The 26,148-nt window shown below is 38.9% G+C and carries 24 protein-coding genes; 20 read left to right on the forward strand and 4 right to left on the reverse strand.

Annotated elements, in window-relative coordinates; all coding sequences use genetic code 11:
* The first annotated feature begins 41 nt into the window (after nucleotides 1-41).
* From ACNARN_RS10970 to ACNARN_RS10990, 5 genes are all read left to right on the forward strand, one after another.
* On the forward strand, nucleotides 42-1,229 hold the full coding sequence (locus tag ACNARN_RS10970; RefSeq protein ID WP_349443290.1) for an MFS transporter: 1,188 nt from the start codon (nucleotides 42-44) through the stop codon (nucleotides 1,227-1,229).
* Nucleotides 1,230-1,973: 744 nt separating this feature from the next.
* Nucleotides 1,974-3,320 carry an NCS2 family permease gene (locus ACNARN_RS10975; RefSeq protein ID WP_099075192.1) on the forward strand — a complete coding sequence of 449 codons (1,347 nt, stop codon included), beginning with the start codon at nucleotides 1,974-1,976 and terminating at the stop codon, nucleotides 3,318-3,320.
* A 127-nt stretch (nucleotides 3,321-3,447) separates the two neighbouring features.
* Nucleotides 3,448-3,951: a GNAT family N-acetyltransferase gene (locus tag ACNARN_RS10980; RefSeq protein ID WP_198620184.1), complete on the forward strand. Its 504-nt coding sequence runs from the start codon at nucleotides 3,448-3,450 to the stop codon at nucleotides 3,949-3,951.
* Between the two features lie 400 nt (nucleotides 3,952-4,351).
* Complete coding sequence (locus tag ACNARN_RS10985; RefSeq protein WP_198620183.1) at nucleotides 4,352-6,001, forward strand: Na+/H+ antiporter; 1,650 nt, start codon at nucleotides 4,352-4,354, stop codon at nucleotides 5,999-6,001.
* 2 nt (nucleotides 6,002-6,003) lie between these two features.
* Nucleotides 6,004-6,876, forward strand: a complete 873-nt coding sequence (locus tag ACNARN_RS10990) for a carboxylate/amino acid/amine transporter (protein ID WP_198630051.1) — start codon at nucleotides 6,004-6,006, stop codon at nucleotides 6,874-6,876.
* On the opposite strand, the gene metR is transcribed toward ACNARN_RS10990, so the two are convergent.
* Entirely contained in the window at nucleotides 6,791-7,744 is a 954-nt protein-coding gene (gene metR, locus ACNARN_RS10995) for an HTH-type transcriptional regulator MetR (protein ID WP_196533479.1), read from the reverse strand. The two genes, ACNARN_RS10990 and metR, sit on opposite strands and share 86 nt — an antisense overlap.
* 106 nt (nucleotides 7,745-7,850) lie before the next feature.
* Between metR and metE the strand changes: the two genes are divergently transcribed.
* Together metE and ACNARN_RS11005 are read left to right on the forward strand one after the other, a co-directional pair.
* Complete coding sequence (gene metE, locus ACNARN_RS11000) at nucleotides 7,851-10,124, forward strand: 5-methyltetrahydropteroyltriglutamate--homocysteine S-methyltransferase (RefSeq protein WP_198620181.1); 2,274 nt, start codon at nucleotides 7,851-7,853, stop codon at nucleotides 10,122-10,124.
* Between the two features lie 179 nt (nucleotides 10,125-10,303).
* Nucleotides 10,304-11,131, forward strand: coding sequence for a hypothetical protein (locus tag ACNARN_RS11005; protein WP_368927592.1), 828 nt, complete (start codon nucleotides 10,304-10,306; stop codon nucleotides 11,129-11,131).
* 83 nt (nucleotides 11,132-11,214) lie between these two features.
* Here the strand turns inward: ACNARN_RS11005 and ACNARN_RS11010 are convergent, their stop codons facing one another.
* Nucleotides 11,215-11,607 carry a YidB family protein gene (locus ACNARN_RS11010; RefSeq protein WP_198626327.1) on the reverse strand — a complete coding sequence of 131 codons (393 nt, stop codon included), beginning with the start codon at nucleotides 11,605-11,607 and terminating at the stop codon, nucleotides 11,215-11,217.
* Nucleotides 11,608-12,382: 775 nt separating this feature from the next.
* Between ACNARN_RS11010 and udp the strand changes: the two genes are divergently transcribed.
* From udp to tatC, 10 genes are all read left to right on the forward strand, one after another.
* Entirely contained in the window at nucleotides 12,383-13,141 is a 759-nt protein-coding gene (udp, locus tag ACNARN_RS11015; RefSeq protein ID WP_196571057.1) for a uridine phosphorylase, read from the forward strand.
* 152 nt (nucleotides 13,142-13,293) lie between these two features.
* Nucleotides 13,294-14,076 (forward strand): tyrosine-protein phosphatase, encoded by a 783-nt coding sequence (locus tag ACNARN_RS11020; protein ID WP_198620178.1) that lies wholly within the window; start codon nucleotides 13,294-13,296, stop codon nucleotides 14,074-14,076.
* A gap of 69 nt (nucleotides 14,077-14,145) precedes the next feature.
* Nucleotides 14,146-14,676 (forward strand): DedA family protein, encoded by a 531-nt coding sequence (locus ACNARN_RS11025; RefSeq protein WP_198620177.1) that lies wholly within the window; start codon nucleotides 14,146-14,148, stop codon nucleotides 14,674-14,676.
* A 102-nt stretch (nucleotides 14,677-14,778) separates the two neighbouring features.
* On the forward strand, nucleotides 14,779-16,119 hold the full coding sequence (gene rmuC / locus ACNARN_RS11030) for a DNA recombination protein RmuC (protein WP_109372603.1): 1,341 nt from the start codon (nucleotides 14,779-14,781) through the stop codon (nucleotides 16,117-16,119).
* An 83-nt stretch (nucleotides 16,120-16,202) separates the two neighbouring features.
* Nucleotides 16,203-16,958, forward strand: a complete 756-nt coding sequence (ubiE, locus tag ACNARN_RS11035; RefSeq protein ID WP_075672293.1) for a bifunctional demethylmenaquinone methyltransferase/2-methoxy-6-polyprenyl-1,4-benzoquinol methylase UbiE — start codon at nucleotides 16,203-16,205, stop codon at nucleotides 16,956-16,958.
* Between the two features lies 1 nt (nucleotide 16,959).
* Nucleotides 16,960-17,601 carry a ubiquinone biosynthesis accessory factor UbiJ gene (locus tag ACNARN_RS11040; protein ID WP_416304455.1) on the forward strand — a complete coding sequence of 214 codons (642 nt, stop codon included), beginning with the start codon at nucleotides 16,960-16,962 and terminating at the stop codon, nucleotides 17,599-17,601.
* Nucleotides 17,601-19,238, forward strand: coding sequence for a ubiquinone biosynthesis regulatory protein kinase UbiB (ubiB, locus tag ACNARN_RS11045; RefSeq protein ID WP_196533472.1), 1,638 nt, complete (start codon nucleotides 17,601-17,603; stop codon nucleotides 19,236-19,238). The genes ACNARN_RS11040 and ubiB overlap by 1 nt, the downstream gene beginning before the upstream one ends.
* A 125-nt stretch (nucleotides 19,239-19,363) precedes the next feature.
* Complete coding sequence (tatA, locus tag ACNARN_RS11050; protein ID WP_151434098.1) at nucleotides 19,364-19,633, forward strand: Sec-independent protein translocase subunit TatA; 270 nt, start codon at nucleotides 19,364-19,366, stop codon at nucleotides 19,631-19,633.
* A gap of 3 nt (nucleotides 19,634-19,636) precedes the next feature.
* A complete protein-coding gene (gene tatB / locus ACNARN_RS11055; RefSeq protein ID WP_109372599.1) occupies nucleotides 19,637-20,152 on the forward strand; it encodes a Sec-independent protein translocase protein TatB in 516 nt (171 codons plus the stop codon).
* A gap of 3 nt (nucleotides 20,153-20,155) precedes the next feature.
* Complete coding sequence (gene tatC, locus ACNARN_RS11060; protein WP_198620176.1) at nucleotides 20,156-20,941, forward strand: Sec-independent protein translocase subunit TatC; 786 nt, start codon at nucleotides 20,156-20,158, stop codon at nucleotides 20,939-20,941.
* Between the two features lie 62 nt (nucleotides 20,942-21,003).
* Here tatC and rfaH read toward each other — a convergent pair whose 3' ends face one another.
* Entirely contained in the window at nucleotides 21,004-21,504 is a 501-nt protein-coding gene (rfaH, locus tag ACNARN_RS11065) for a transcription/translation regulatory transformer protein RfaH (protein WP_198620175.1), read from the reverse strand.
* A gap of 290 nt (nucleotides 21,505-21,794) precedes the next feature.
* Between rfaH and pepE the strand changes: the two genes are divergently transcribed.
* The 3 genes from pepE to fre all read left to right on the forward strand — a co-directional run bounded on the left by pepE (nucleotide 21,795) and on the right by fre (nucleotide 24,827).
* Nucleotides 21,795-22,520: a dipeptidase PepE gene (gene pepE, locus ACNARN_RS11070; protein ID WP_100158028.1), complete on the forward strand. Its 726-nt coding sequence runs from the start codon at nucleotides 21,795-21,797 to the stop codon at nucleotides 22,518-22,520.
* 120 nt (nucleotides 22,521-22,640) lie between these two features.
* Nucleotides 22,641-24,110 (forward strand): 4-hydroxy-3-polyprenylbenzoate decarboxylase, encoded by a 1,470-nt coding sequence (gene ubiD / locus ACNARN_RS11075; RefSeq protein ID WP_198620260.1) that lies wholly within the window; start codon nucleotides 22,641-22,643, stop codon nucleotides 24,108-24,110.
* A 15-nt stretch (nucleotides 24,111-24,125) separates the two neighbouring features.
* Nucleotides 24,126-24,827, forward strand: a complete 702-nt coding sequence (fre, locus tag ACNARN_RS11080) for an NAD(P)H-flavin reductase (protein WP_196533469.1) — start codon at nucleotides 24,126-24,128, stop codon at nucleotides 24,825-24,827.
* Between the two features lie 151 nt (nucleotides 24,828-24,978).
* Here the strand turns inward: fre and fadA are convergent, their stop codons facing one another.
* A complete protein-coding gene (gene fadA, locus ACNARN_RS11085; protein ID WP_416304456.1) occupies nucleotides 24,979-26,142 on the reverse strand; it encodes an acetyl-CoA C-acyltransferase FadA in 1,164 nt (387 codons plus the stop codon).
* Nucleotides 26,143-26,148: the final 6 nt, after the last annotated feature.

The raw sequence follows: 26,148 nt of genomic DNA on the forward strand, positions 1-26,148 counted from the left end.
TTTATTACAGAGGTTTCTGTTATTCGCAGAAACAAAATAACATGTCACATCAAAATTATCGCCAATCTGAAGTTTTTGCGATAACAACTATCACGGTAAGTATTGGCGTTATCGGGATTGTTATCGGATTAACTATTCCTATGGTTGCACTGCGCCTTAATTTAGCGGGAATTAGTGAATCTATCATTGGACTTATTTCCGCTGCACCCGCTATTGGGATGTTAATTATTTCGCCTTTTGCTCGGCGTATTGTGCAATGGATAGGCAAACGCTTTGCCATGCTATTAGCAACCATTGTTTCTGCAATAAGCTTATTACCTTTAATGGGGAGCTTGCCTTTAGAGGTTTTATTTCCTCTACGATTAATCACTGGGATTGCCAGTGGTGTGATGATTTGTTTAGGTGAAACGTGGATTAATGAGCTTTCACCAGATAATAAACGTGGGCGGATTTTAGCGGTATATACTACGGTATTTACTATTAGCCAGTTATTAGGGCCTTCAATTATTGCGCTTTATGGCGTCGCAGATAAGACACCTATTTTAATTAGTGTCTTTATTCATATTATCTCTATTGTCCTGTTTTTAATGATGGATCAGAAAACAGGTGATAAATTACCGAAAGATACGCAAGAGCCTAATTTTTCTATTATCCGCTTTGTTAAAGTGGCACCCGCAATCTGTGGTGGTATTGTTTTCTTTGCTTTTTTTGATGGCACCGTACTTTCTATGTTTCCTATTTATGGCCTAAGTATGGGACACACTGAAGCTATTGCCGCAATGATGATAAGCGCTATTTTAGCGGGTGATGCCATTATGCAAATGCCATTTGGCTGGCTTGCTGATCATATGAACAGAACACGGTTATATCGAGTTTGTGGTGTAGTGACTTTACTTGCAAGCTTATTATTACCTATCACTATGTCCCATACATTTTTGATTTGGCCTTTATTGCTGGTGTTGGGTGCAACAGCTGGTGCGATATACACCATTGCGTTGGTACAAATAGGGCAATATTTCTCAGGCAATGATCTGATGGTTGCTAATGCGTCAGCTGCGATGTTATGGGGAATTGGTAATTTAGCTGGGCCTTTGCTGGCTGGCGCGATGTCAGAAATTTCTTCATCTTCACTACCATTTTTATTGGTTGCTATGACAGGTTTATTCTTAGTTTCAACGATGGAACGTTGGAACCTAGGTGTTGAAGCACTCAATAGTAGCTCATCTTAATATTATTTCTTCTCTATCGTATTCCATTTAGGGTCAAAGTAATGCGATAGAGGAAGCCTTTCTTTTCTCGATTTCTAAATATTAAAAATTTATCTTATTGTTTTTTATAAATGATTATGATTATCTTTTGTAATTGTAACTATTTTAAAATTTATTAAGAATAATCTAGAAATGCTTATGCAAAACGGAAAACTATTTGCTAAAACTGCGCTTACTCATCTAACGTTAGAAGTAGAAGATGACACTATCTTCAGATAAAAATAGTGAATACTGCAAATCATTAATCGCCACACATTGGGAACGGGAGGTATTATTTATCTAAGCAACTTATTAAAGTTACTAATAATAGATAGATATACCTAGTTATCATATCGTGTAATATAAATTCAATAAAAACAATTGATTAATCTGTTTTTCTACTGTGAGATAAGCATGATATTAGATGATTGTACAAAAGTAGAATGATGAGGAAAGTCGGTAGCTGCTTTCCTCTTTTTCTTTTTTCTAACTTAAATTATCTTTTTATGACATTTTTATTAAAAATGTATTTTTTCGCTTGATTCTTACCCTAAAAGCACCAGATAATCGTTTGCGTCAAATTCTCTCACTCAATCCACACGAAAAACCAAACGTTTGCTTTTGACTCCCTCTTAAGATTTTTCATCGACAAGAGGTTATTCTAATTGATACGTAATCGTTTTCTTTTTTTTGGAGAGTGAACCGTTTTTATGTCAGAGGAAAGTAATGTCTGCTAATCAATCAGCAAGCACAGGTAAACTGGATAGCTATTTTAAACTTACAGCACGCGGCACAACTGTTCGCAAAGAAATGATCGCTGGTTTGACGACATTTCTGGCTATGGTGTATTCCGTTATTGTTGTTCCTAGTATGTTAGGACAAGCCGGTTTTCCACATACAGCGGTTTTTATTGCAACCTGTTTAGTCGCGGGATTAGGCTCCCTTCTAATGGGATTGTGGGCAAATCTTCCTATGGCAATTGGTTGTGCTATTTCATTAACAGCATTTACCGCTTTTAGCTTGGTCTTGGGACAAAACATCTCTGTGCCCGTTGCATTAGGTGCCGTGTTTTTAATGGGGTGTTTATTCACCGTTTTCTCATTAACTGGCATTCGCACTTGGATCTTAAAAAATATTCCAATTGGTATCGCACATGGTGCAGGAATAGGGATTGGGCTTTTTCTGCTTTTAATCGCAGCAAACAGTGTTGGATTAGTGGTTAAAAACCCATTTGATGGTTTGCCTGTCGCAATGGGTAAATTTACATCATTTTCTGTTCTGATGTCACTTGCTGGATTGGCCGCTATTTTCGGATTAGAAAAACGTAAAGTGCCGGGTGGCGTTCTATTAGTGATTGTGGCTATTTCGATTATCGGCCTTATTTTTGATCCTAATGTAAAATATCAAGGCATCTTTAAAATGCCTCAATTAGGTGAAGATGGACTTTCTTTATTGTTTGCAATGGATATTAAAGGTGCCTTACAGCCTTTAGTATTACCGAGTGTTCTTGCGTTAGTGATGACTGCCATTTTTGATGCCACTGGGACTATTCGCGCTGTTGCAGGTCAAGCAAACTTATTAGATAAACGCGGGCAAATTATTAATGGCGGAAAAGCGCTGACTTCTGACTCTGTCAGTAGTATTTTTGCGGGTGTTATTGGTGCTGCACCGGCTGCGGTTTATGTTGAATCAGCCGCAGGAACAGCGGCTGGTGGTAAAACAGGATTAACCGCAACAGTTGTCGGTATTTTATTTTTACTGATCCTTTTCTTATCGCCTCTTTCTTATTTAGTTCCTGCTTATGCAACGGCACCTGCGTTAATGTATGTGGGTTTATTGATGCTAGGTAACGTCACTAAGTTAGATTTCAGTGATTTTGTTGATGCAATGTCAGGTATGGTGTGTGCTGTATTTATTGTTTTAACCTGTAATATCGTCACAGGTATTATGTTAGGTTTCGGCTGTTTGGTGATTGGCCGTATATTTGCAGGTGAATGGCGTAAACTCAATATTGGCACAGTATTAATTACTATTGCTCTAGTGGCATTTTATGCGGGTGAGTGGGCAATTTAATTTAAATAATCGGTTTTAAAGACAAAAGGCGGAATATATTTTTATTCCGCCTTTTTGCTATTTATTTCTCTACTTTTATTCGCTATTGTCGAAATTAAATCTAGTAATTAAATAGTTGGTAGAAGATATGCAAGAAATAAAAATACGCCATGGTGAACCTGACGACGCATCAGCAATTCAACAACTATATACACATCCTGATTTATATATTTGCACTTGCCAATTTCCTTATCCTTCAGTCACGATGTGGAAAAAAAGATTACTTGAATTTTCAGAACAAAATATCCCTAATTTTGTTGCAACTATTGATGGCCAAGTCGCGGGACATTTAGCACTGATAATCGATAATCATCCTCGTCGTCGCCACATTGTGAGTTTTGGTCTTGGTGTTGGTGCTGAATATTCCGGAAAAGGCGTTGGTAAATTACTTATCAATACAGCAATTGATTATGCTTTCAATTGGTTAGCAGCCACTCGATTAGAATTAGAAGTGTATTCAGACAACGAAAGAGGCTTACATTTGTATAAGAAATTGGGTTTTGAAGTTGAAGGTATACGCCGTAAAGCTGCTTTTAGAGAAGGTAAATATTGTGATGTTGTCATGATGTCGATGTTAAGAACAATTGAATAATCATTAGCATTACGAGTTAGCTCTCAAATTTAATCGCTATTGTCATTTATCTATTATTTTTTATTTAATTACTTAACGTTTTACGTTTTTATACGGTCTATTACATTGTTTAGACTGAAAAAGAGGAATAAAAACGTATGCTTTCTATAATTAATGCCGTTAATAAATAGAGAGCAATAAATAGCGTACAATGTGCGGTGTTAGATACGATTAGTCTTAATTTTTAAATATTCTCACAGAGTCTGAGTGGGATCTGTTTAAAATAAGCAGTGATGCATAGATAAAGAAATGTATGATGCGCGAATTTTACATAATATGTTTCTTTATTGTTCGGTAGGTTTTCCTTTTATAAGGGAAAGATGTCAGGTTTTCAGGATAAAAATAGGCATGTAAGGGTAACATGGAAATTTTCTTTACTATTTTGATTTTAATACTGGTGGTTTCAGTTTCGGGAGTTATCACAAAATTAATTCCCTTTCGTGTTCCGTTACCATTAATACAGATTGTGATAGGGGCTTTATTGGCATGGCCTCAGTTTGGTTTACATGTCACTTTTGATCCTGAATTATTCCTCGTTCTATTGATCCCGCCTTTACTTTTTGTTGATGGTTGGAAAACACCGACACGAGAATTTATCCAGAATGGGCGTGAGATTTTTATTCTTGTGCTTGTTTTAGTCATGGTGACCGTTGTTGGTATCGGTTATCTGATTTATTGGATGATGCCAAGTATTCCCCTGATTTCGGCATTTGCATTGGCGGCAGTACTTTCGCCAACGGATGCGGTCGCACTCTCTTCTATTGTTGGTAAAGGGCGAATACCAAAACGAATTATGGGCATCTTAGAGGGTGAAGCATTAATGAACGATGCTTCAGGTCTGGTTGCCTTGAAATTTGCGGTTGCTGTGGCAATGGGAACGATGGTGTTTACTGTTGGTGGTGCAACCCTTGAATTCTTTAAAGTCGCCGTTGGCGGATTACTGGCAGGTATCGGTGTCACCTTAGTTTACAGTAAATCTCTGCGATTAATGAGTCGTTGGAGCGGCGACGATCCTGCTACACAAATCGTCTTTATGTTGCTGCTACCTTTTGCCTCTTATCTTATTGCGGAACATATTGGTTTTTCAGGCATTTTAGCGGCTGTTGCTGCCGGTATGACTATCAGTAAATCAGGCGTTATCAGAAATGCACCTCTTGCGATGCGTTTACGTGCTGATAGCGTGTGGTCAATGCTTGAATTTGTCTTTAACGGTCTTGTCTTTATCATGCTTGGCTTACAGCTTCCTATTATCTGGACAAGCTCTGTTATTCAAGCCGATCTTGACCCAGAAGTTGAAGTCTGGATGCTGTTTGCAGCAGTTTTTGTTATCTACTTTGCACTGCTGATCCTGCGATTTACGTGGTTATGGCTAATGAAGAAAATGAGTCGGATCTTTATGAAAAAGCATCCACTTGATTTCGCTAATTACACAACGCGTGAGTTGTGGTTATCGTCATTTGCAGGTGTTCGTGGTGCAATTACATTGGCGGGTGCGCTTTCTATTCCACTCTTTTTAACCGATGGCAGCACTTTCCCTGGGCGTTATCAAATAATCTTTATTGCTGCTGGTGTTATTTTACTGTCGATTTTAGTGGGCATTATTTCACTTCCTTTCCTATTAAAAGGCGTGAAGGCAACTGACAAAGAAGCAGATAAAAACGAAGTTCGCTACGCACGTAAAGTGATGGCAGAAGTGGCAATTGTTAGTCTGAATAAAATGGAAGAGCGCTTAGCTGCAAGTACTGAAGAGCAGTTGGATGCAGAAGAAATTAATGAAGTTGCTTCTCGTGTAACGGGTTATTTAAGACGCCGTACTGCGGAACAAGATGAAATGGTTCATAACGCGTTAGAAGAAGATCTCGAAAGGCGTTTTCGTTTAACGGCATTACGTGCTGAACGTGGTGAGCTTTATCATCTAAGAGCAACGCGAAAAATCAGTAATGAAACACTCCAATTATTGCTACATGAATTGGATTTAATGGAAGCACTGTTAGTAGAGAAAGACAGTTAATTATGTGGTTATTGGTTATTACAACACTATTATGGGCTGCTTCTTTTAGTCTGATCGGTGAGTATCTCGCCGGTCAGGTTGATAGCTGGCTCTCTGTTCTGATCCGCGTTTCTTTAGCCGCTTTGGTCTTCTTACCTTTCTTACGTTGGAAGGGGATCCGCTTTAAGGTGATTTTGCTTTATATGCTTGTGGGGGCTTGCCAACTAGGGATTATGTATCTGTTTGTCTTCCACGCTTATAACTATTTAACCGTCGCAGAATTTTTACTTTTTACCGTATTAACACCGCTTTATGTCACGTTAATTTATGATTTATTAGAACGTCAAAGATTACGTTGGGGTTATGCCTTTAGCTCATTATTAGCGGTATTAGGTGCGGCGATTATTCGCTATGACCATTTAAGTGATGATTTTTGGTATGGCCTGTTATTAGTACAACTGGCGAATATTTTCTTTGCGATTGGTCAGGTTGGTTATAAACGCTTAATGGAAGTTCATCCACTTCCACAACATCATGCTTTTTCTTGGTTTTATCTTGGTGCTGTTGCGGTGGCACTTGTTGGCGCATTGTGTTTTGCCGATTGGCAGAAAATGCCAACAACATCACTACAGTGGGGTGTTTTACTCTGGTTAGGAATTGGCGCTTCTGGAATAGGGTATTTCATGTGGAATTATGGTGCCACACAAGTTGATGCTGGAACCTTAGCGATTATGAATAACATGATGGTTCCAGCAGGGTTATTAGTGAATTTCTCTATTTGGCAACAACATCCGAATTGGCCAAGTTTCATCATAGGCGCGAGCCTGATTGTTGCATCACTTTGGATCCATCAACGCTGGATACGCCGACCTGTTTTACAAAAGGAAGATTGTTAACAGCGTGCTGGCCTGATAAGCGAATAAACTCACGGATCGCTGGTTGATGTTGCTCTCCACTACGGTTGGCAGCATATAACCGGCTCCATAATCCCTCACCTAATGTTTTTGTCACCACTAATCCCTGTTTTTCGAAATTCTCAACCGCCCAGTGTGGTAATGCCGCAATTCCCATGCCAGCTGCAACCATTTGAATTAGCAGTAATGTATTATCGACATGTTTGAAATGTGGCGTAATACCCGCGGGTTGTAGAAAATGACGCCATACATCAAAACGCTCTCGTTGAACGGGATAAATAAATAAGGTTTCTGCAATCAAGTCTTGTGGCTGAATATGCAAGCGATTAGCAAGAGGGTGATCTGGTGATAAAACTAATTTGACTTCATAGTCAAACAACGGCGTGTAGTGTAAACGAGAGTCATCTAAGATATCTGATGTCAGTACTACATCTAATTCACGTTGTAATAACGCAGGTTGTGGATCAAAAGTCACACCCGAATGAAAATCAACAGTCACTTCAGGCCATGTTTGGCGATATTGTTGTAATGCAGGGGTTAACCATTGAATACAACTATGGCATTCAATCGCTATATTTAAATTCACACTACCTGGCTCATTACACGCTTCAATAGCTCTACGAACGATAGGCAATACTTCTTCTGCTAATTTAACGAGCACTTCTCCTTGTGAAGTAAAGCGCAGTGGCTGGCTTTTACGCACAAAAATTCGATAACCAAGGCGATGTTCTAATTCACTAAATTGATGTGAAAGAGCAGATTGCGTTTGATGCAATTGATTTGCTGCGTTAGCAAGAGAGCCTGTGTGCTTTAAGGCTAATATCGTTTTTAAATGTTTTATTTCTATCATGAGAAACCTTCAAGTTATTGATGAAAAATTTGCGCTTGTGATTTATACACTACCTGTAGATTATGGATGTGTAAACATCTAGACGGCTAAAAATAGGATTTTAATTATGACAATTCGCAATCACACACTCGGCTTCCCTCGTATTGGCTTAGATAGAGAGCTAAAAAAGGCACAAGAAAATTATTGGGCAGGTAAGATTTCACAGGAAGAATTAGTTGCAGTGGGTAAAGAGCTTCGTGCTCGCCATTGGCAACAACAAGCAGATGCGGGTGTTGAATTATTACCTGTTGGTGATTTTGCTTGGTATGACCAAGTGTTAGGGACAAGCCTACTGTTAGGTAATGTACCGCCTCGTCACCGTAATGAAGACGGCTCACTCGATCTTGATACTCTATTCAGGGTCGCTCGTGGTAGAGCGCCAACAGGTAAACCTGCGGCTGCATCTGAAATGACGAAATGGTTTAATACCAACTACCACTATATCGTACCTGAATTTCAGCAAGGTCAATCATTTACTTTTGCATGGAAAGAGCTATTAGACGAAGTCGATGAAGCATTAGCATTAGGTCATAAAATAAAACCTGTTTTACTTGGTCCGGTGACTTACTTGTGGCTAGGTAAAGTAAAAGGCCCTGAATTTGATAGATTAACGCTTCTAAAAGATATTTTACCTATCTATCAACAAGTGATTTCTGCATTAAAAGAGAAAGGTATTGAGTGGGTGCAAATTGATGAGCCTGCATTGGTACTGGATTTACCTGTTGAATGGCAAAATGCCTATCAAACAGCTTATCAAGCATTAACGGGACAAGTTAAATTACTGCTGACAACCTATTTTGATGGTATTTCTCATCATCTTGATATTATTAAAAACTTACCTGTTAATGGGCTTCATGTTGATATTTCAGCAGGGCAAGATGATTTGCAGCACTTACACCAAGCATTACCCAAAGATTGGGTTCTGTCATTAGGTGTGATTAATGGTCGAAATGTGTGGAAAGCAGATTTAAGTGCACGTTATCAGCAAGTGATTGCGCTAAAAGGGAAACGCCCTTTGTGGATTGGAACTTCATGTTCATTACTGCATAGCCCAATTGATTTAAATGCAGAGACGAAACTTGATGATGAAGTAAAAAGCTGGTTTGCTTTTGCTGTTCAGAAATGTGAAGAAGTCGCTTTGTTAGCTAAAGCATTGAATGCACCAGAAGGTGAATATGATGAACAACTGACACAGTACAGTGCGCCAATTCGTCAACGTCAACACTCGACTCGTGTACATAATGCAACAGTTGAAGCTCGTTTACAGGCAATTGAAGCGCAAGATAGTGAAAGAAATTCACCTTATACCCAACGCGCAGAAGTACAACGTACTCGGTTTAATTTGCCATTATGGCCAACCACCACAATTGGCTCATTCCCACAAACAACAGAAATTCGTACTGTTCGTTTAGATTTTAAGAAAGGGCGTATCGATACGGCAGCTTATCGCACAAATATCAGCGAACATATAAAGCAAGCAATATCCGAACAAGAAAACCTTGGTCTTGATGTATTAGTTCATGGCGAAGCAGAACGTAACGACATGGTGGAGTATTTTGGTGAGCATTTTGATGGTTATGTGTTTACGCAAAATGGTTGGGTACAAAGCTATGGTTCACGTTGTGTAAAACCACCTGTGATTATCGGTGATATTAGTCGCCCAGCCCCTATTACCGTGGATTGGGCAACTTACGCACAGTCGTTAACTGAAAAGCCAGTCAAAGGCATGTTAACAGGCCCTGTGACAATTTTATGTTGGTCTTTCCCTCGTGAAGATGTGACGCGTGAAACGATTGCAAAACAGATCGCGTTAGCACTGCGTGATGAAGTGGATGATTTACAAAAAGCAGGTATTGGTATTATTCAAATCGATGAGCCTGCATTACGTGAAGGATTACCATTGCGCCGTAATGAGTGGCAGGCTTACCTTGATTGGGCAGTCGATGCCTTTAAATTAAGTGCCGCCATTGCTGATGATGAGACACAAATCCATACCCATATGTGTTATTGCGAATTTAATGACATCATGGATTCAATCGCAGCGCTGGATGCGGATGTGATTACAATCGAAACATCACGTTCAGATATGGAATTACTAGAAGCCTTTGAGCACTTTGATTATCCAAATGAAATTGGACCAGGTGTTTATGACATTCACTCACCTAATGTGCCAAATGTGGAATGGATCGTTGGATTATTAAGAAAAGCGCAATCGCGAATTCCAGCAGAACGTTTATGGGTAAATCCAGATTGTGGATTAAAAACACGAGGCTGGCCTGAAACACGCGCTGCATTAGCGAATATGGTTGAGGCGGCTAAATATTTGCGTCAGAACGCGTAATAAAAGAATTAATTGTTTATTAGCCTGTTATTTTTGAACTGTCACTTTAGATAAGTCGCATAGTCAAAATAGCAGGCTAACTTTATATAAAATTAAAAAAAGGCATTCATTAAAACCCAGAGCAAATCTTATTATTGATATTCTTGATCGTTGCTATACTGCGAAAACTCTTTAATTTTATGGATATAATTATTGTGCAAACTAGCATTAAACTTTCGGATAAGGTATTAGATGCTTTTCCAACTCGACCTTTGAAATTAGTTCCACTAAGAGGAGATGGTGGATTATTTCGCACCTTATTCTTAGTTATTTTCATGTTAGCAATGACTGTATTTAGTGCTTATCAAATTCCCAATATTCTTTATGATTATAAAATCAGTGAGAATGCAGTACCTGTTGATGCTACGGTGAATGGCTCTTGTCGCTCTCAACTCTTTGTTCTGACTAACTGTAGTGTTGATTTACGTTATAAAGGCAATGAAGTTTCGCGTAATTTTACTTTTTTAGGTTTAGGCCCTAAAGATGTGTTAGTTGAACCCGTCGCTGATGCAAATGATCTCAGTAAAATGACCGTTGATGTGGCGATAGATAATATTTGGCTTCGCTTAATGAGTACGATTATTTTTATCGGCTTGTTTGGTTTTAGTGTGATCTTTTTTATTTATCGTCAAATACTGATCAGTAAAGTAAAAAAAGCATTATTATCAGTAGGCACTCAACCTTTAAAGTTAATAGCCATTCCCGCAAAAATGGTTGTGAGTAATAAGCAATTTATTGCAACTTATCATCTTAATTTAGAGGGTAAAGATATTCGTATTGCTTATTCAGGGAATAAGAAAACACCGCCTATTGTTATTGAGCAAAATGGAAATACCTACGTATTAGCCGTTTATTCACCACAACAAAATATCCCTTATGCTTTGGATGTACCTTTAGAACGTATTCAGGCAACACCTGAAGAAAAACAACGTTTTCATGAAGCGTTGATTGAAGAAGGTTTGCTGTAATCAAATTTGATTATTAAGAACGTGATGCGTTTTCTCTTATGGGATGGGATGTAAGGGAAAACGCATTAAAACAGTTTGTTTATTTATCCACCGAAAATCTTCGCTTTTAAAATATCCATTCCCGCACTGACTAAATCTAAGTCTTTAGGTACAACGCCATCAGGTGTGACTTTATCAATTAATTTAGGTAAATATTGCGCGGCCATTTCAGAAGCTTCTGTCGCATTTAAATTAATTTTCGCCGCAAGATCATTAATCACTGGAGATGAAAAAACAGCGACGATTTGCTCTGCACTGATCGGTAAATTGGCGTTGGTACTTATCCATGATTGAATAAGCTCACTTAAACCCGCGGTATCAAATTGCTTTACTAAGCCTTCAATGCCACCTTGAGATCCAACCCACTCAAGGACGGTTTTGTATTGATTGATTTTTTCGCCGCCTAGTAGGCTCGCAATTTGGTTAAATAAGCTCATGTTCACTCCAGTGACGATGTGTTTGTCACATTAGATGTTTGTTTTAAGGGCGGGTAGTGTACGCGCTATGCTCGTTATACTTCAAGTTACTCGTCATACTTCAAGCTACAGCGTTGTTGACTTCGTTTATTCGCACTAGTCACATACTGATGTATGCTTCTAGCGACTCCTTCACTTGTCGCCTAGCCACTCGTCATACTTCAAGGTGTAGCGTTGTTGACTGCGTTCATTCGCACTAGTCACATACTGATGTATGCTTCTAGCGACTCCTACACTTGTCGCCTAGCCACTCGTCATACTTCAAGGTGTAGCGTTGTTGACTGCGTTCATTCGCACTAGTCACATACTGATGTATGCTTCTAGCGACTCCTTCACTTGTCGCCTAGCCACTCGTCATACTTCAAGGTGTAGCGTTGTTGACTGCGTTCATTCGCACTAGTCACATACTGATGTATGCTCCTAGCGACTCATTCACTTGTCGCCTAGCTACACCTCGAATTATTTAGAGTGTATATATTGAGGTATTTATATTCGATAATGTATTTATCGCATCTATACTGATGAGATAAATGTTTACTTTAGTTAATGATTGATGCTGGCGAATATTGATAATGTATTTCAAATGTCACTTTTTGTGATGATAATCACAATTTTATGAAATTGTTACTTTGTTTGATGTCCTGTAGGTGATGTTTATCACTAAAAAGGACTGAAAAACTGATACAGTAACTTTTAATTTAATGATCATTGGTTTTGTCCCATTGAGGAGTCCGATATGTCTGATGTATTTCACTTAGGTTTAACCAAAAATGACCTACAGGGTGCCACTTTAGCAATTGTTCCAGGTGATCCTAAGCGTGTTGAAAAAATTGCAAAATTAATGGATAACCCAGTTCATCTGGCTTCTTTACGTGAATACACGTCATGGCGTGGCGAAATTGATGGCAAAGCTGTCATTGTTTGTTCAACAGGTATCGGTGGCCCATCTACTTCTATCGCTGTTGAAGAATTAGCACAGCTAGGTATCCGTACTTTCTTGCGTATTGGTACAACTGGTGCAATTCAAGAACATATCAATGTAGGTGATATTCTTGTAACTACGGCTGCGGTTCGTTTAGATGGCGCAAGCTTACATTTCGCACCAATGGAATTCCCAGCTGTTTCTGATTTTGAATGTATGAACGCACTGTACAAAGCCGCTAAAGACAATGGCTCCACTGTACACGTCGGTATTACTGCATCTTCAGATACATTCTATCCAGGACAAGAACGTTACGACACCTATACAGGTCGTGTTGTTCGCCGTTTCAAAGGCTCTATGAAAGAGTGGCAAGAAATGGGCGTAATGAACTATGAAATGGAATCTGCAACATTATTGACAATGTGTGCAAGCCAAGGTTTACGTGCAGGTATGGTTGCGGGTGTTATCGTAAACCGTACTCAACAAGAAATTCCAGATGCGGAATTACTGAAGAAAACTGAGAATAATGCACTCGGTATCGTGATTGAAGCGGCTCGTAATTTAATGAAATAATATTTCGAATCGCTGATAGAAGCCCTTAATACGTAAGTGTTAAGGGCTTTTTTTATGCAATAATTCATTAGCTTAATATACTATGTCAATAGAACTGCATTTTTGATAATGTAATTGAGAATTATTTACAATACAACAATGAGAAAATAAATATGACTGATATTTTGCAGACACACCCTTCAGTGTTGCCTTTAACCGGTGGAATTAACTTCCGTGATTTAGGAGGTAAAAAATTAAGCAACGGTGGTATTATCAAGCCAGGTATGTTATTTCGAGCTGGATCACTGGATAGGCTGACGGATACGGATCAATCCCTTCTTATTGATAAAAATCTTTTTCAAATCATTGATTATCGCGATAGTGGTGAAATTGTTGATAAACCAGACCGTATCTGGGAAGGTGCGCAATATTACCATGCTCCTGCAAACCCGCTATCCAAAGAAGTTTCTGCAAACCTTGAAAAGCTGACTCCTGAAATACTTGAGCAATTTGATGCCAAAGCTTTTATGTTTCAGTTATATAAATTACTTCCTATTAATAACCCTGCATATAAACAATTGGCAACATTATTAAAGCAACCTGAGAAAGGGGGGGTTGTGCAACATTGTGCTGTGGGTAAAGACAGAACAGGTGTTGGCTCTGCTTTAGTGTTATTTGCGCTGGGTGCATCTTTAGATGTAGTGATGGAAGATTACCTACTTACCAATGAAACATTAGCGCCTTATCGCGCTTATCTTTTAGAAGAACATGCTAAAACAATGAGTGATAACATTGTTGATAAATTTGCCTATGTTTATTCAGTACAAGAAGAGTTTCTGCAAACAGCATTGGCGAGTATTAATCAGCATTACGGTAATGTGGATACTTGGCTAGAGAAAGATATCGGTCTAGATGCGTCTAGCCGAGATTCCTTACAAAATTATTTTCTCGAATAATAAAGTGATTTATATTCGGTTAATCAATTTATTATTTCACTTAGGTTAACCGAATTTAAGGTCTCTATTTTGACAGTACAAGACATTATTCATACCATCACTCTCTTTGTAAAAGAGCACGAAGTCTGGGCTATTCCGATCGTGTTTTTTCTTGCTTTTGGTGAGTCACTTGCATTTATCTCTTTGCTTATTCCTGCCACAGTTATTTTATTGGGATTAGGTGCTTTAATTGGTGAGAGTGGTCTGTTTTTCTGGCCGATTTGGCTTGCTGCTGCATTAGGCGCTTTCTTTGGTGATTGGGTATCCTACTGGGTAGGATTTCACTATAAAGATGGGGTGAGAAACTTGTGGCCCATTTCACGTTCACCACAAACATTAGTTAGAGGTCATCAATTCTTTAATCGTTGGGGAATTTGGGGGGTGTTTATTGGACGATTTTTTGGACCTTTTCGTGCAATTGTCCCATTAGTTGCGGGTATTTGCGCAATGCCACAACGTTATTTTCAAATTGCTAATTTAATATCAGCGATGATTTGGGCATTTGGTATTTTGGCGCCCGGTGCTTTTGGTTTGCAATGGCTTGCGAAATGGATGGGATAACTGCGTCCTTTATCGCAAATCAAGTCATGATGTAAATTGTTGCTAGACAATATTACCTATGCGTTTTAACGTAGCCCGCTGGAAAGTAAAAAGGTCACTTTAGTGGATATTCAGTTGTTATACGGGATCATTGGTTTATTAGGTGGAGTGCTTGTTGGCGGCGCGCTGGTTTGGTGGTCTATCCAACAACGTTTATCCGATAAAGAAGCCATGCTACGTGAAAATCATACACAGCTTGCTATCGCCCAAGAAAAAGCGGTGATTATCCCCTCTTTACAACAAAATATAGAACAGCTAGAGCAAGAATTACGTGCTCAGAGAGAAATTATTACTTCTCAAGAAGCTGAATTAAGAGAAGTGACAACTCGTTGGGAAGAAAGCCGAATATCCGCAGAAGAAAAACAGCGATTATTAATTAATAGTGAGCAACGGCTTGCAACACAGTTTGAGAACTTAGCTAATCGTATTTTTGAACAGAGTGGGCGTAAAGCCGAAGAGTTAAATCGCCAAGGATTAACCCATTTACTGTCACCATTTCGTGAGCAACTCGAAAGCTTTCGACGACAAGTTCAAGATGGTTTTGGGCAAGAAGCCAGAGAGCGACATACTTTGGTTCATGAAATTCGCCAGCTTCAACAATTAAATGTAAAAATGGCACAAGAAGCCGTTAACCTAACCAATGCCCTCAAAGGGGATAATAAAGTTCAAGGTAACTGGGGTGAAACGGTATTAGCACGTATATTAGAATCGTCAGGGTTACGCGAAGGTCATGAGTTTGAAACACAGGTGAGTATTCGTCATGAAAATGGTGGGCGTTATCAACCTGATGTCATTGTACATTTACCTCATGGCCGAGATGTTATTATCGACGCTAAAATGTCGCTGGTGGCGTATGAAAAGTATTTTAATAGTGAAGATGATAATCAACGTAAGCAGGCGCTTTGTGCGCATGTAAACTCAATTAGAGCGCATATTAAAGGATTGAGTGTAAAAGATTATCATAAACTACCGGGTATAACGTCTTTAGACTATGTTTTAATGTTTATACCTATTGAGCCCGCTTATCTTGTTGCAATTGGTCATTCTCCAGACTTGCTAGAAGAAGCATTGAAAAACAATATTATGTTAGTTGGGCCATCTACTTTACTTGTTGCTTTGCGTACAATAGCCGCATTGTGGCGTTATGAATATCAAAGCCAAAATGCGCAAGAAATTGCAGACAGAGCGGCTAAAATGTATGACAAATTAAGACTTTTCGTTGATGATATGCAAGGGCTAGGAAATAGTATTCAAAAAGCGCAATCTGGCTATCTATTAGCGATGAAAAAACTCTCTGAAGGTCGTGGAAATCTTATCAGTCAAGCGGAAGGCTTTAAATCCTTAGGGGTTGAGATAAAAAAAACGATTGATAATGATCTCATTGAAAAATCAGCATCTGATTGATTTAATAAAATAAAGAGATAAAGACTTCTGAAAACGGCCAGTACTGAATTTACTAAATTTTGATTAATTAGCGGGCAAATAATATGACTCAACAAACTAAGGAAACAACAGATTTTGGTTTCCAAACCGTTGACAAAGATGATAAACAAACCATGGTTGCAAGGGTTTTTCACTCTGTCGCGTCTAAGTATGATTTAATGAATGACTTGATGTCTTTTGGTGTTCACCGTATCTGGAAACGCTATACCATTGAAGCGAGTGGTGTAAGACGTAACCAACGTGTTCTTGATCTTGCGGGTGGTACTGGTGATTTAACAGCTAAATTTTCTCGTCTCGTGGGCGAAAATGGGGAAGTTGTTTTAGCTGATATCAATGACTCAATGTTGAAAATGGGTCGTGAAAAGCTACGCGACCACGGTATTGTCGGCAATGTTAACTATGTGCAAGCAAATGCTGAAGAGTTACCTTTCCCTGATAACCATTTTGATTGCATTACAATCTCCTTTGGTTTACGTAATGTGACCGATAAAGCAAAAGCTTTACGCTCAATGTTCCGTGTATTAAAGCCAGGTGGACGTCTGCTGGTGTTGGAATTCTCTAAACCTGTTCTTGATCCTTTAAGTAAGATTTATGACGCTTACTCTTTCCATATCCTACCTAAAATTGGTCAAGTGATTGTGAATGATGCTGAAAGTTACCGTTATTTAACGGAGTCCATTCGCATGCATCCAGACCAAGAAACACTAAAAGGTATGATGGAAGAAGCAGGATTTGATCAAGTTACCTATACCAATATGACCGGAGGTATAGTTGCATTACACAAAGGATTTAAATTCTGAGATGGAAAAAGCCACTTTTTCTCATGATATTGCTTCTCAAGTACTGTATCCGCTGCTAACCGCATCCATGGAGACAGCGCTTAATCACGTTTTATATCAGGAAAATGTGCTTAAACCTGCCCGCAATCGTCTTGCGGGCAAAGTGTTGGCGCTTTCTATCAATGAGTTTCCTCGTTCCATCTACTTAGTCTTTAGCGAACAACAAGTTGATGTATTAAGTCAGTGGAATGATGAAACAGATTGTTTGATAAAAACAAAACTATTAACACTGATTAAGCTTCGTGATCGTCAAAAAATGTCAGAACTGATCAATCGTGGTGATATTACTATTGATGGTGATATGCAGGTTGTTCAAAATTGGTCTGCATTATTAGATATGGCGCAGTGGGATCCCGCGCAATATTTAGCTCCTTATATTGGTGATATTGCGGCGCAAAGTCTGACTGTTGTTGCAGGAAAGGGCGTTCAGTTATTTTCTTCACTCTTAAGTCACCAAAAAGATTATTTACGTGACGCGTTAATTGAAGAGTGGAAAACCGCACCTAGTGCATTAGAAACAGTCCATTTTTATGATGAAATAGAAGAACTTGCACAGCAAACCGCCGAACTGGAAAAACGGTTAGGCACATTGGAGAAAAAATAATGCTCCTTAGTGAGTTAAAGCGCCTCTATCATATTATTCAGGTATTTTTATCTTATGGGCTTGATGAGTTAATTCCTAAACACCGAATTACTTTACCTGTAAGATTAGGATGCCGAGCACTATTTTGGATCAAAAATAAACATCCAGAAAAACCATTAGGTGAACGCTTACGACTCGCATTGCAAACATTAGGCCCTGTTTGGATTAAATTAGGCCAAATGTTATCAACTCGACGTGATCTTTTCCCTCCTCAAATCGCTGACCAGCTTGCTTTATTGCAAGACAAAGTTGCTCCTTTTGATGGTAAGAAAGCACGACAATATATTGAAAACTCATTTGGTTGCCCTATCGACCAATGGTTTGATGATTTTGATGAAACTCCACTCGCTTCCGCTTCTATTGCGCAGGTTCACACTGCAAAATTAAAAGAAAACGGCAAAGAAGTGGTACTAAAAGTTATTCGTCCCGATATTCAACCCGTGATCAAAGCGGATATCCGTTTGATGTATCGCTTGGCAAATCTATTACCGTTTTTACCTGATGGTCGTCGTTTACGGCCAAAAGAGGTGATCCGCGAATACGAGAAAACATTACTTGATGAGCTAAATTTACTGCGTGAAGCTGCGAATGCTATTCAGCTACGTCGTAATTTTGAAAATAGCTCAATGTTGTATATTCCTGAAGTGTATTCAGATTATTGCCATGAAAACGTGATGGTAATGGAGCGTATTTATGGTATTCCCGTTTCTGATATTGAAGCGTTGAATGCACAAAAGACAAATATGAAGCTTCTTGCAGAGCGTGGTGTAAAAGTCTTTTTCACTCAGGTGTTTAGAGACAGTTTTTTCCATGCTGATATGCATCCTGGTAATGTGTTCATTAGCTATGATCACCCTGAGAACCCATATTATATCGGTATTGATTGCGGTATTGTTGGCTCATTAAATAAAGAAGATAAACGCTATTTAGCTGAAAACTTCTTAGCTTTCTTTAACCGTGATTATCGAAAAGTTGCAGAATTACATGTTGATTCGGGCTGGGTGCCAGCAGATACCAATGTGGAGGATTTTGAATTTGCGATCCGCACTGTGTGTGAACCGATTTTTGAAAAACCACTTTCTGAAATCTCATTTGGACATGTGTTACTTAATCTTTTCAATACAGCACGTCGTTTCAATATGGAAGTACAACCGCAATTAGTTTTACTTCAAAAAACATTGCTTTATGTTGAAGGGCTTGGACGCCAATTATATCCACAATTGGATTTATGGAAAACGGCAAAACCTTTCTTAGAAGATTGGTTGCATAGTCAAATTGGTATCACGGCATTAATGAACGGTATCAAGAGTAAGGCACCTTATTGGATTGAAAAAATGCCAGAGATACCAGAGCTGGTTTATGATAGTCTGAAACAACATAAAAATATGAAGTTAACGCTAGACAAATTGACGGAACAAATAGGTTCTCAAAGAGTCAAACAGAGACAGTCTTTATTTTTATTGGGTATAGGTACAACACTGTTTTTATGCGGTAGCCTGTTTTTTGTTTCTGGTTTTAAAACATTATTCAGTGTTTTTATCAGTTTAGGTCTTCTTGCATGGATTTTGGGTTGGTTTAGATCTGGTAATGCACAATAAAAACACATCAAAGTTTGTCTTTGAGCAAGTTAAAAGATGAATTCGAGATTCCCGAAAATTGAATTCGTTGTATATAATGGGCACTGTTATTAAGTATAACCCCGAAAATAGTTGAGGAACATAAAATGGGCGGTATTAGCATTTGGCAATTACTCATCATCGCTGTCATCGTTGTCTTATTATTTGGTACAAATAAACTGCGCACATTAGGCTCAGATTTAGGCGCATCAGTAAAAGGCTTTAAAAAAGCGATTGGTGACGAAACTGCAGATAAAGACACCAGCAACGCTGAAAAAACAAATAATGACGCAGATTTTGATACTAAAAATTTAGCGCAGAAGACTTCAACAGAAGAGAAGTCTACAACTGAGAGCAAAAACAAAGAGCAGGTGTAAACCGTGTTTGACATTGGTTTTAGTCAGCTGCTATTGGTCATGGTGATTGGTCTTGTTTTTCTGGGGCCAGAACGTTTGCCCGTAGCAGTAAAAACAATTGCTGGCTGGGTAAGGGCGCTACGCTCTTTGGCTGCGAATGTGCAAAATGAACTGACTCAAGAACTAAAACTTCAAGAACTCCAAGAGAGCTTGAAAAAAGTTGAAGAGAAAGCGAATTTGCAAACGTTATCGCCAGAGCTGAAAGCGTCTATGGATGAGTTAAAAGAGGCTGCACAGTCTTTAAAACAAACTTATCATGCACCTACAACGCCAGACTCCACGAAAGAGCAGTCTGTAAAAACCGACTCTACGGAACCTTCACCTTCTGATTTAGCTGCACTTGCTGAAGCTGATGAAGTTAATGATGATGCTAATCGCCATAAACCTGTGGCAGAAAGTGTTACAAAGACAGAAGTTCCTGTTACTCAACCAGTAACAATAGAGAAAAAAACAACTGATCAGGTCAATGGTGAGCATTAAAACATGGCAGTAAATGATACCCAACCGCTGATCAGCCATTTAATAGAACTTCGTAAGCGTTTGATGTATAGCTTAGTCTCAGTTCTAGTGGTTTTTTTAGCGCTGGTTTATTTTTCTAACGATATCTATCAATTAGTCTCGGCTCCATTACTCGATAAGTTGCCAAAAGGGTCAAATATGAGTGCGACGGATGTTGCCTCTACCTTTTTGACTCCGATTAAATTGACAATCATGGTATCCATTTTTGCTTCTGTACCTATTATTCTTTATCAGGTATGGGCTTTTATCGCACCAGCATTGTATAAACACGAACGCCGCTTAATGCTGCCATTACTTGTTTCAAGTACGGTATTATTCTATCTCGGTATGGCGTTTGCTTATTTTGTTGTGTTCCCTCTCGCGTTTGGCTTCTTTGTTAATACAACCCCTGAAGGGGTTAACTTTATTCCAGATATCAGTAAATATCTAAGTTTCGTAATGACGTTATTTATGGCGTTTGGTGCAGCTTTTGAAGTACCGATTGCGATTATTTTACTGTGCTGGAGTGGTGTAACGACACCTGAAGCATTAAAGAAAAAACGCCCTTATATTCTTGTAGGTGCCTTTGTCGTTGGTATGATCTTGACACCACCAGATGTTTTCTCTCAAACCTTACTCGCAATACCTATGTACTTACTGTTTGAAATCGGTGTCATGGTATCGCGCTTTTATGTAGGTAAGGGAAGAAGAACAGATGAAGAAGGAGCTGAGGAAGCAGAGGCCGAAACTGAAGCAGAACAGCAAAAATAATTTTAGAACCGATTTTCTAAAATCATATGATATTAGCCCAGCAATTGCTGGGTTAAATTTTTCTAGAGCAACTCTTTTTTAAACTCTTTATTTCCCACAGATTTTTTCACTTCACTATTTAATATATTTAAAAGCAAAATCGAACGGGCTTCACCATCAGGCTCTTGATATATGGCTTTGATCCCTTGAAAAATCCCCTCTGTTATTAATACGCTATCGCCACTGTGAGGTACATTTTCTTCGCTATAAGTGAGAGAAGAAAGCTGAGGGATTTGCAGTGTATCAATCACATCTTGAGGAACAGTGACAGGATATTGCCCAAAGCGAACAAATGAGTTTACTCCACGCGTTGAGTTAATGGTCGTGGTATGGATCACTTCAGGATCGAACTCTATAAAAAGATAATTAGGGAAAAGCGGTTCTGTTACGGTAGTGCGCTTTCCTCTTAGTACTTTTTCTATGGTTACCATAGGTGTAAAACAACCCACTTGCTGACGTTCTAAGTGTTCGATAGCACGAGGAATTTGTCCTCGTTTGCAATACAGCAAATGCCAGTTTTTCATAATAGAGACAATAGGTTAGTTAAATTTAATTTAAGTGATAATAGCAAATTTATCATTAAGGTAACAGTCATCTATCGGGGGATTAAATAAAAAATAGGTTAACGTGGTTTTATACTGAAAAAAGAACAGAAAAGCTGTGTTTATTCGCAATAAAAAGGCTTGTTTTTGTTACTTTCACTTGGATCTCGGATAGAGGTAACAAGTTAATAAAAAAGTGATGGTAAAAATAAGAAAAAGCTCTCAAGATAATTATCTTAGAATTTTGTTCATAATTATAAAGAGGTTCTGTAATGGAAGTTTTTTTATTAAGTAACGGAAAAATTGCCGGGGATCCACGTTGGTTAAGTTATGCAAAAGATAATATCGATAGCATGATTAAAAAACGCGGTATTCGTTCTGCTGTATTAATTGCTTATGCCGTTATTCGTTCCGATCATGATCAACGTGCTCGTGATTTATCAGAAGTGTTAGGTATTGAAGTTACTTGTATTGAACATTTTGATTCAGAAGTTGATGCAATCAACAATGCAGAATGTATTTTAGTCAGTGGTGGCAATACTTGGTTATTAAACCAAATGCTGCATGAGAAAGGATTAGTTGTTCCAATCCAACGCGCCGTACGTGAGCGTAATATTCCGTATATTGGTTGGAGCGCAGGTTGTAACGTCGCGACACCAACAATTCGTACCACTAATGATATGCCTGTACGTTCCTCTGTTATTATGCCTTCATTAGGCCTATTCCCTGTTCAAATTAACCCACATTACATTGATGCTTCTATCAGTGGTCATATGGGTGAAACTCGTGATGAGCGTATTGCAGAGTTTTGTGCAATTAACCCTGAAGAGATTGTTGTGGCTATCCGTGAAGGAAGTTACTTATATATTCAAGGTGAAGAATTACGTTATTACAGCGCTAAAAATGAAGGTTTTAAAATCTTCCAACATGGAAAAACATTCCCTGAACAGTTTGATACTAAGTTACTTTCAGAGTGGGTTCCATTCCGCTGTTTATAAGTATAGTGAACGCTATTAAATAAAAAGCATTGCATTTTAGTGAGTTATGCGTTTAGCTTATAGCGTCTCAAAGAGGGCATTGGCCCTCTTTTCTTTCACTCACTGGCTCGTAAGATTATGATGAAATACCGCGATTTAAGAGATTTCCTTTCATTATTAGAAGAAAAAGGTGAATTAAAACGTATCGCCTATGAAATAGATCCCTACCTTGAAATGACCGAAATAGCGGACAGAACTTTACGTGCCGGTGGGCCAGCGCTGTTGTTTGAAAATCCTAAAGGGTATGATATGCCCGTGCTTTGTAACTTATTTGGTACACCAGAGCGTGTGGCAATGGGGATGGGGCAAGATGATGTTAAAGCCTTACACGAAGTTGGAAAGCTATTGGCTTTTCTAAAAGAGCCTGATCCTCCGAAAGGTTTTCGTGATCTCTTTGATAAGTTACCTAAGTTTAAACAAGTTTTAAATATGCCAACAAAACGCTTGAGTAAAGCGCCTTGTCAGGAAGTGGTTTTAACAGGTGATGATGTCGATCTCACAAAAATTCCTGTTATGCATTGTTGGCCTGAAGATGCGGCACCTTTGATTACTTGGGGATTAACGGTGACTCGTGGCCCATTGAAAGAGCGCCAAAATCTCGGTATTTATCGCCAGCAGGTGCTGGGTAAAAATAAAGTGATTATGCGCTGGTTATCGCATCGTGGTGGTGCGTTAGATTTTCAAGAGTGGTGTCAAAAACATCCCGGTGAGCGATTCCCTGTTTCCGTAGCATTAGGGGCAGATCCTGCGACTATTTTAGGTGCAGTAACACCTGTACCAGATACCTTATCTGAATATGCATTCGCGGGTTTATTACGGGGCAATAAATCAGAAGTTGTAAAATGTCTTTCAAATGATCTTGAAGTCCCTGCAAGTGCTGAAATTATCCTTGAAGGTTACATTGAACCAGGCGAATTAGCCCCAGAAGGGCCATATGGTGATCACACAGGATATTATAATGAGATTGACTCTTTCCCTGTGTTTACCATTACGCATTTAACGCGCCGTAAAGATGCAATTTATCATTCAACCTATACAGGTCGTCCACCTGATGAACCCGCAGTATTAGGTGTTGCGTTGAATGAAGTGCTTGTTCCGATATTACAAAAACAGTTTCCTGAAATTGTCGATTTTTATCTACCTCCTGAAGGATGTTCTTACCGTTTAGCCGTTGTGACAATGAAGAAACAGTATGCGGGTCATGCTAAACGCGTAATGATGGGAGTTTGGTCTTACTTACGGCAATTTATGTACACCAAATTTGTGATTGTTTGCGATGATGATGTCAATGCAAGAGATTGGAAAGATGTGATTTGGGCAATTACGACCAGAATGGATCCTGCAAGAGATACCATTATGATGGAAAATACGCCTATTGATTATCTCGACTTCGCTTCACCTGTTTCAGGATTGGGATCAAAAATGGGTCTTGATGCGACAAACAAATGGCCGGGTGAGACAGATAGAGAATGGGGTAGACCTATTGTGATGTCTGATGAAGTTAAGCAACGAGTCGATACTATTTGGGAACAGCTCGATATTCTTAAATAAGAACAGAGGAACAACATGGCAATATTGAATTGTAAAGTCTCACTTGTTGAGCCGATGACAGATACGGTTTATCGGGTAAGGCTATTACCTGATGGCGAATTTGATTTTCAGGCTGGACAATATCTTTTAGCTGTTATGGATGAGCGTGATAAACGTCCTTTTTCTATTGCATCTATACCTGAAAATAAAGACTTTATTGAACTTCATATTGGTGCGTCTGAACTCAATCTTTATGCGATGGCAGTGCTTGATGTGATATTAGAAAAACAGCAGCTTACCATTGATATTCCTCATGGGAATGCGTGGTTTCAAAAAGAGAGTCAACGTCCATTACTATTGATTGCTGGCGGTACAGGATTCTCTTATACCCATTCAATTCTATTGGCCGCGTTAGCTGAAAATCCTCAACGACCTATTACAATTTATTGGGGGGGAAGAGAAAGCGTTCATCTCTATGATCTCAATGAATTACAAGAATTATCAGAATTGCATCCATCGTTATCCGTTATTCCAGTTGTTGAACAGCCTGATGAGACTTGGCGTGGCCGCAAAGGTACGGTATTAACGGCAATAAGCGAAGATTTTGGTGATTTATCAGAATATGATATTTACATCGCAGGGCGTTTTGAAATGGCGAAAATAGCCAGAGATCGCTTTTGTAATGAGCGTAATGCAGATAAAACTCGCTTATTTAGCGATGCCTTTGAATTTATCTGATAAAACGATAGTACCCCGTTATTTGTTATTATTTTCGTTTTTAAAACCATAAAAAAACCCGCCCCTGACGGCGGGAAAATGGTTTCTAACCATGCAATCGAAAAGAATACGTTCCCCTAACGATCAGAGCGTGGATATACAGAATATCGTATTAAACACGTTCTATAATCGTTGCAATACCTTGTCCTAATCCAATACACATTGTGGCTAAGCCAAATTGTGCATCTTTACGCTCCATAATATTTAATAATGAAGTGGTTATTCGAGAGCCTGAACATCCTAAAGGATGCCCTAAGGCAATTGCTCCGCCATTTAAATTAATCTTGTCATCTATGCTATCGAGCAGATTCATTTTCTTCATACATGCTAATGACTGTGCGGCAAATGCTTCATTTAGCTCAAAAATATCAATATCACCTAATGTTAATCCTGCTTTTTTCAACGCGATTTCTGTTGCAGGAACAGGGCCATAACCCATAATTGCAGGATCACATCCTGTCACTGCCATAGAACGAATAATGGCACGAGGCTTTAAATTATGCTCTTTAGCATAACGTTCACTGGTTATAAACATGGCGGATGCACCATCAGAAACTGCGGATGAATTGCCTGCTGTAACAGAGCCCGTAGCAGGATCAAACACAGGTTTAAGCAGGGCTAATTCATCAAGGCTTGGGTTATAACGAATAACTTCATCATTTTTGACATTAATAAAATTACCTGTTGCATCATGACCATTAATCGCAATTATCTCATTATCAAAATAGCCTTGTTGCGTTGCAAGAGCCGCTAAATGATGAGAACGGTAAGCGAACTTATCTTGTTCTTCGCGTGAAATTTGGAATGATTTAGCCAGCATCTCTGCCGTTAATCCCATTGAAAATGAGGCTTTAGCGACAGAAAGATTAAGTGATGGATTAAAATCTGCATTATAAGTCATCGGTACGTGACCCATATGTTCAACACCGCCAATTAATGCTACTTGACTATCACCCAGCATAATTTGGCGTGCACCATCATGTAATGCTTGCATTGATGAACCACATAACCGATTAACTGTAACTGCCGGAACCTTGTGTGGAAGTTCAGCCAATAACGCCGCATTACGAGCAATATTAAAACCTTGCTCTAAAGTTTGTTGTACACAGCCCCAAATCACATCACCAATATCATTAGGATTAATATTCGGATTGCGTGTTAGTAGTGCTTGCATCAATTGTGCAGAGAGATTTTCCGCTCTGATATGGCGAAATGCACCACCTTTTGAGCGTCCCATTGGAGTACGAATACCATCAATTATGACAACCTTTTCCATTTCATA

Source organism: Proteus sp. TSJ240517 (assembly GCF_047921575.1).
Classification (GTDB): domain Bacteria; phylum Pseudomonadota; class Gammaproteobacteria; order Enterobacterales; family Enterobacteriaceae; genus Proteus.

Excerpts from the sequence above, each read along its gene's own strand:
- ACNARN_RS10970 (WP_349443290.1), top strand. The coding sequence starts at position 42 with ATGTCACATCAAAATTATCGCCAATCTGAAGTTTTTGCGATAACAACT.
- ACNARN_RS10975 (WP_099075192.1), top strand. The coding sequence starts at position 1,974 with ATGTCTGCTAATCAATCAGCAAGCACAGGTAAACTGGATAGCTATTTT.
- ACNARN_RS10980 (WP_198620184.1), top strand. The coding sequence starts at position 3,448 with ATGCAAGAAATAAAAATACGCCATGGTGAACCTGACGACGCATCAGCA.
- ACNARN_RS10985 (WP_198620183.1), top strand. The coding sequence starts at position 4,352 with ATGGAAATTTTCTTTACTATTTTGATTTTAATACTGGTGGTTTCAGTT.
- ACNARN_RS10990 (WP_198630051.1), top strand. The coding sequence starts at position 6,004 with ATGTGGTTATTGGTTATTACAACACTATTATGGGCTGCTTCTTTTAGT.
- metR (WP_196533479.1), bottom strand. The coding sequence starts at position 7,744 with ATGATAGAAATAAAACATTTAAAAACGATATTAGCCTTAAAGCACACA.
- metE (WP_198620181.1), top strand. The coding sequence starts at position 7,851 with ATGACAATTCGCAATCACACACTCGGCTTCCCTCGTATTGGCTTAGAT.
- ACNARN_RS11005 (WP_368927592.1), top strand. The coding sequence starts at position 10,304 with ATGGATATAATTATTGTGCAAACTAGCATTAAACTTTCGGATAAGGTA.
- ACNARN_RS11010 (WP_198626327.1), bottom strand. The coding sequence starts at position 11,607 with ATGAGCTTATTTAACCAAATTGCGAGCCTACTAGGCGGCGAAAAAATC.
- udp (WP_196571057.1), top strand. The coding sequence starts at position 12,383 with ATGTCTGATGTATTTCACTTAGGTTTAACCAAAAATGACCTACAGGGT.
- ACNARN_RS11020 (WP_198620178.1), top strand. The coding sequence starts at position 13,294 with ATGACTGATATTTTGCAGACACACCCTTCAGTGTTGCCTTTAACCGGT.
- ubiE (WP_075672293.1), top strand. The coding sequence starts at position 16,203 with ATGACTCAACAAACTAAGGAAACAACAGATTTTGGTTTCCAAACCGTT.
- ACNARN_RS11040 (WP_416304455.1), top strand. The coding sequence starts at position 16,960 with ATGGAAAAAGCCACTTTTTCTCATGATATTGCTTCTCAAGTACTGTAT.
- ubiB (WP_196533472.1), top strand. The coding sequence starts at position 17,601 with ATGCTCCTTAGTGAGTTAAAGCGCCTCTATCATATTATTCAGGTATTT.
- tatA (WP_151434098.1), top strand. The coding sequence starts at position 19,364 with ATGGGCGGTATTAGCATTTGGCAATTACTCATCATCGCTGTCATCGTT.
- tatC (WP_198620176.1), top strand. The coding sequence starts at position 20,156 with ATGGCAGTAAATGATACCCAACCGCTGATCAGCCATTTAATAGAACTT.
- rfaH (WP_198620175.1), bottom strand. The coding sequence starts at position 21,504 with ATGAAAAACTGGCATTTGCTGTATTGCAAACGAGGACAAATTCCTCGT.
- pepE (WP_100158028.1), top strand. The coding sequence starts at position 21,795 with ATGGAAGTTTTTTTATTAAGTAACGGAAAAATTGCCGGGGATCCACGT.
- ubiD (WP_198620260.1), top strand. The coding sequence starts at position 22,641 with ATGAAATACCGCGATTTAAGAGATTTCCTTTCATTATTAGAAGAAAAA.
- fre (WP_196533469.1), top strand. The coding sequence starts at position 24,126 with ATGGCAATATTGAATTGTAAAGTCTCACTTGTTGAGCCGATGACAGAT.
- fadA (WP_416304456.1), bottom strand. The coding sequence starts at position 26,142 with ATGGAAAAGGTTGTCATAATTGATGGTATTCGTACTCCAATGGGACGC.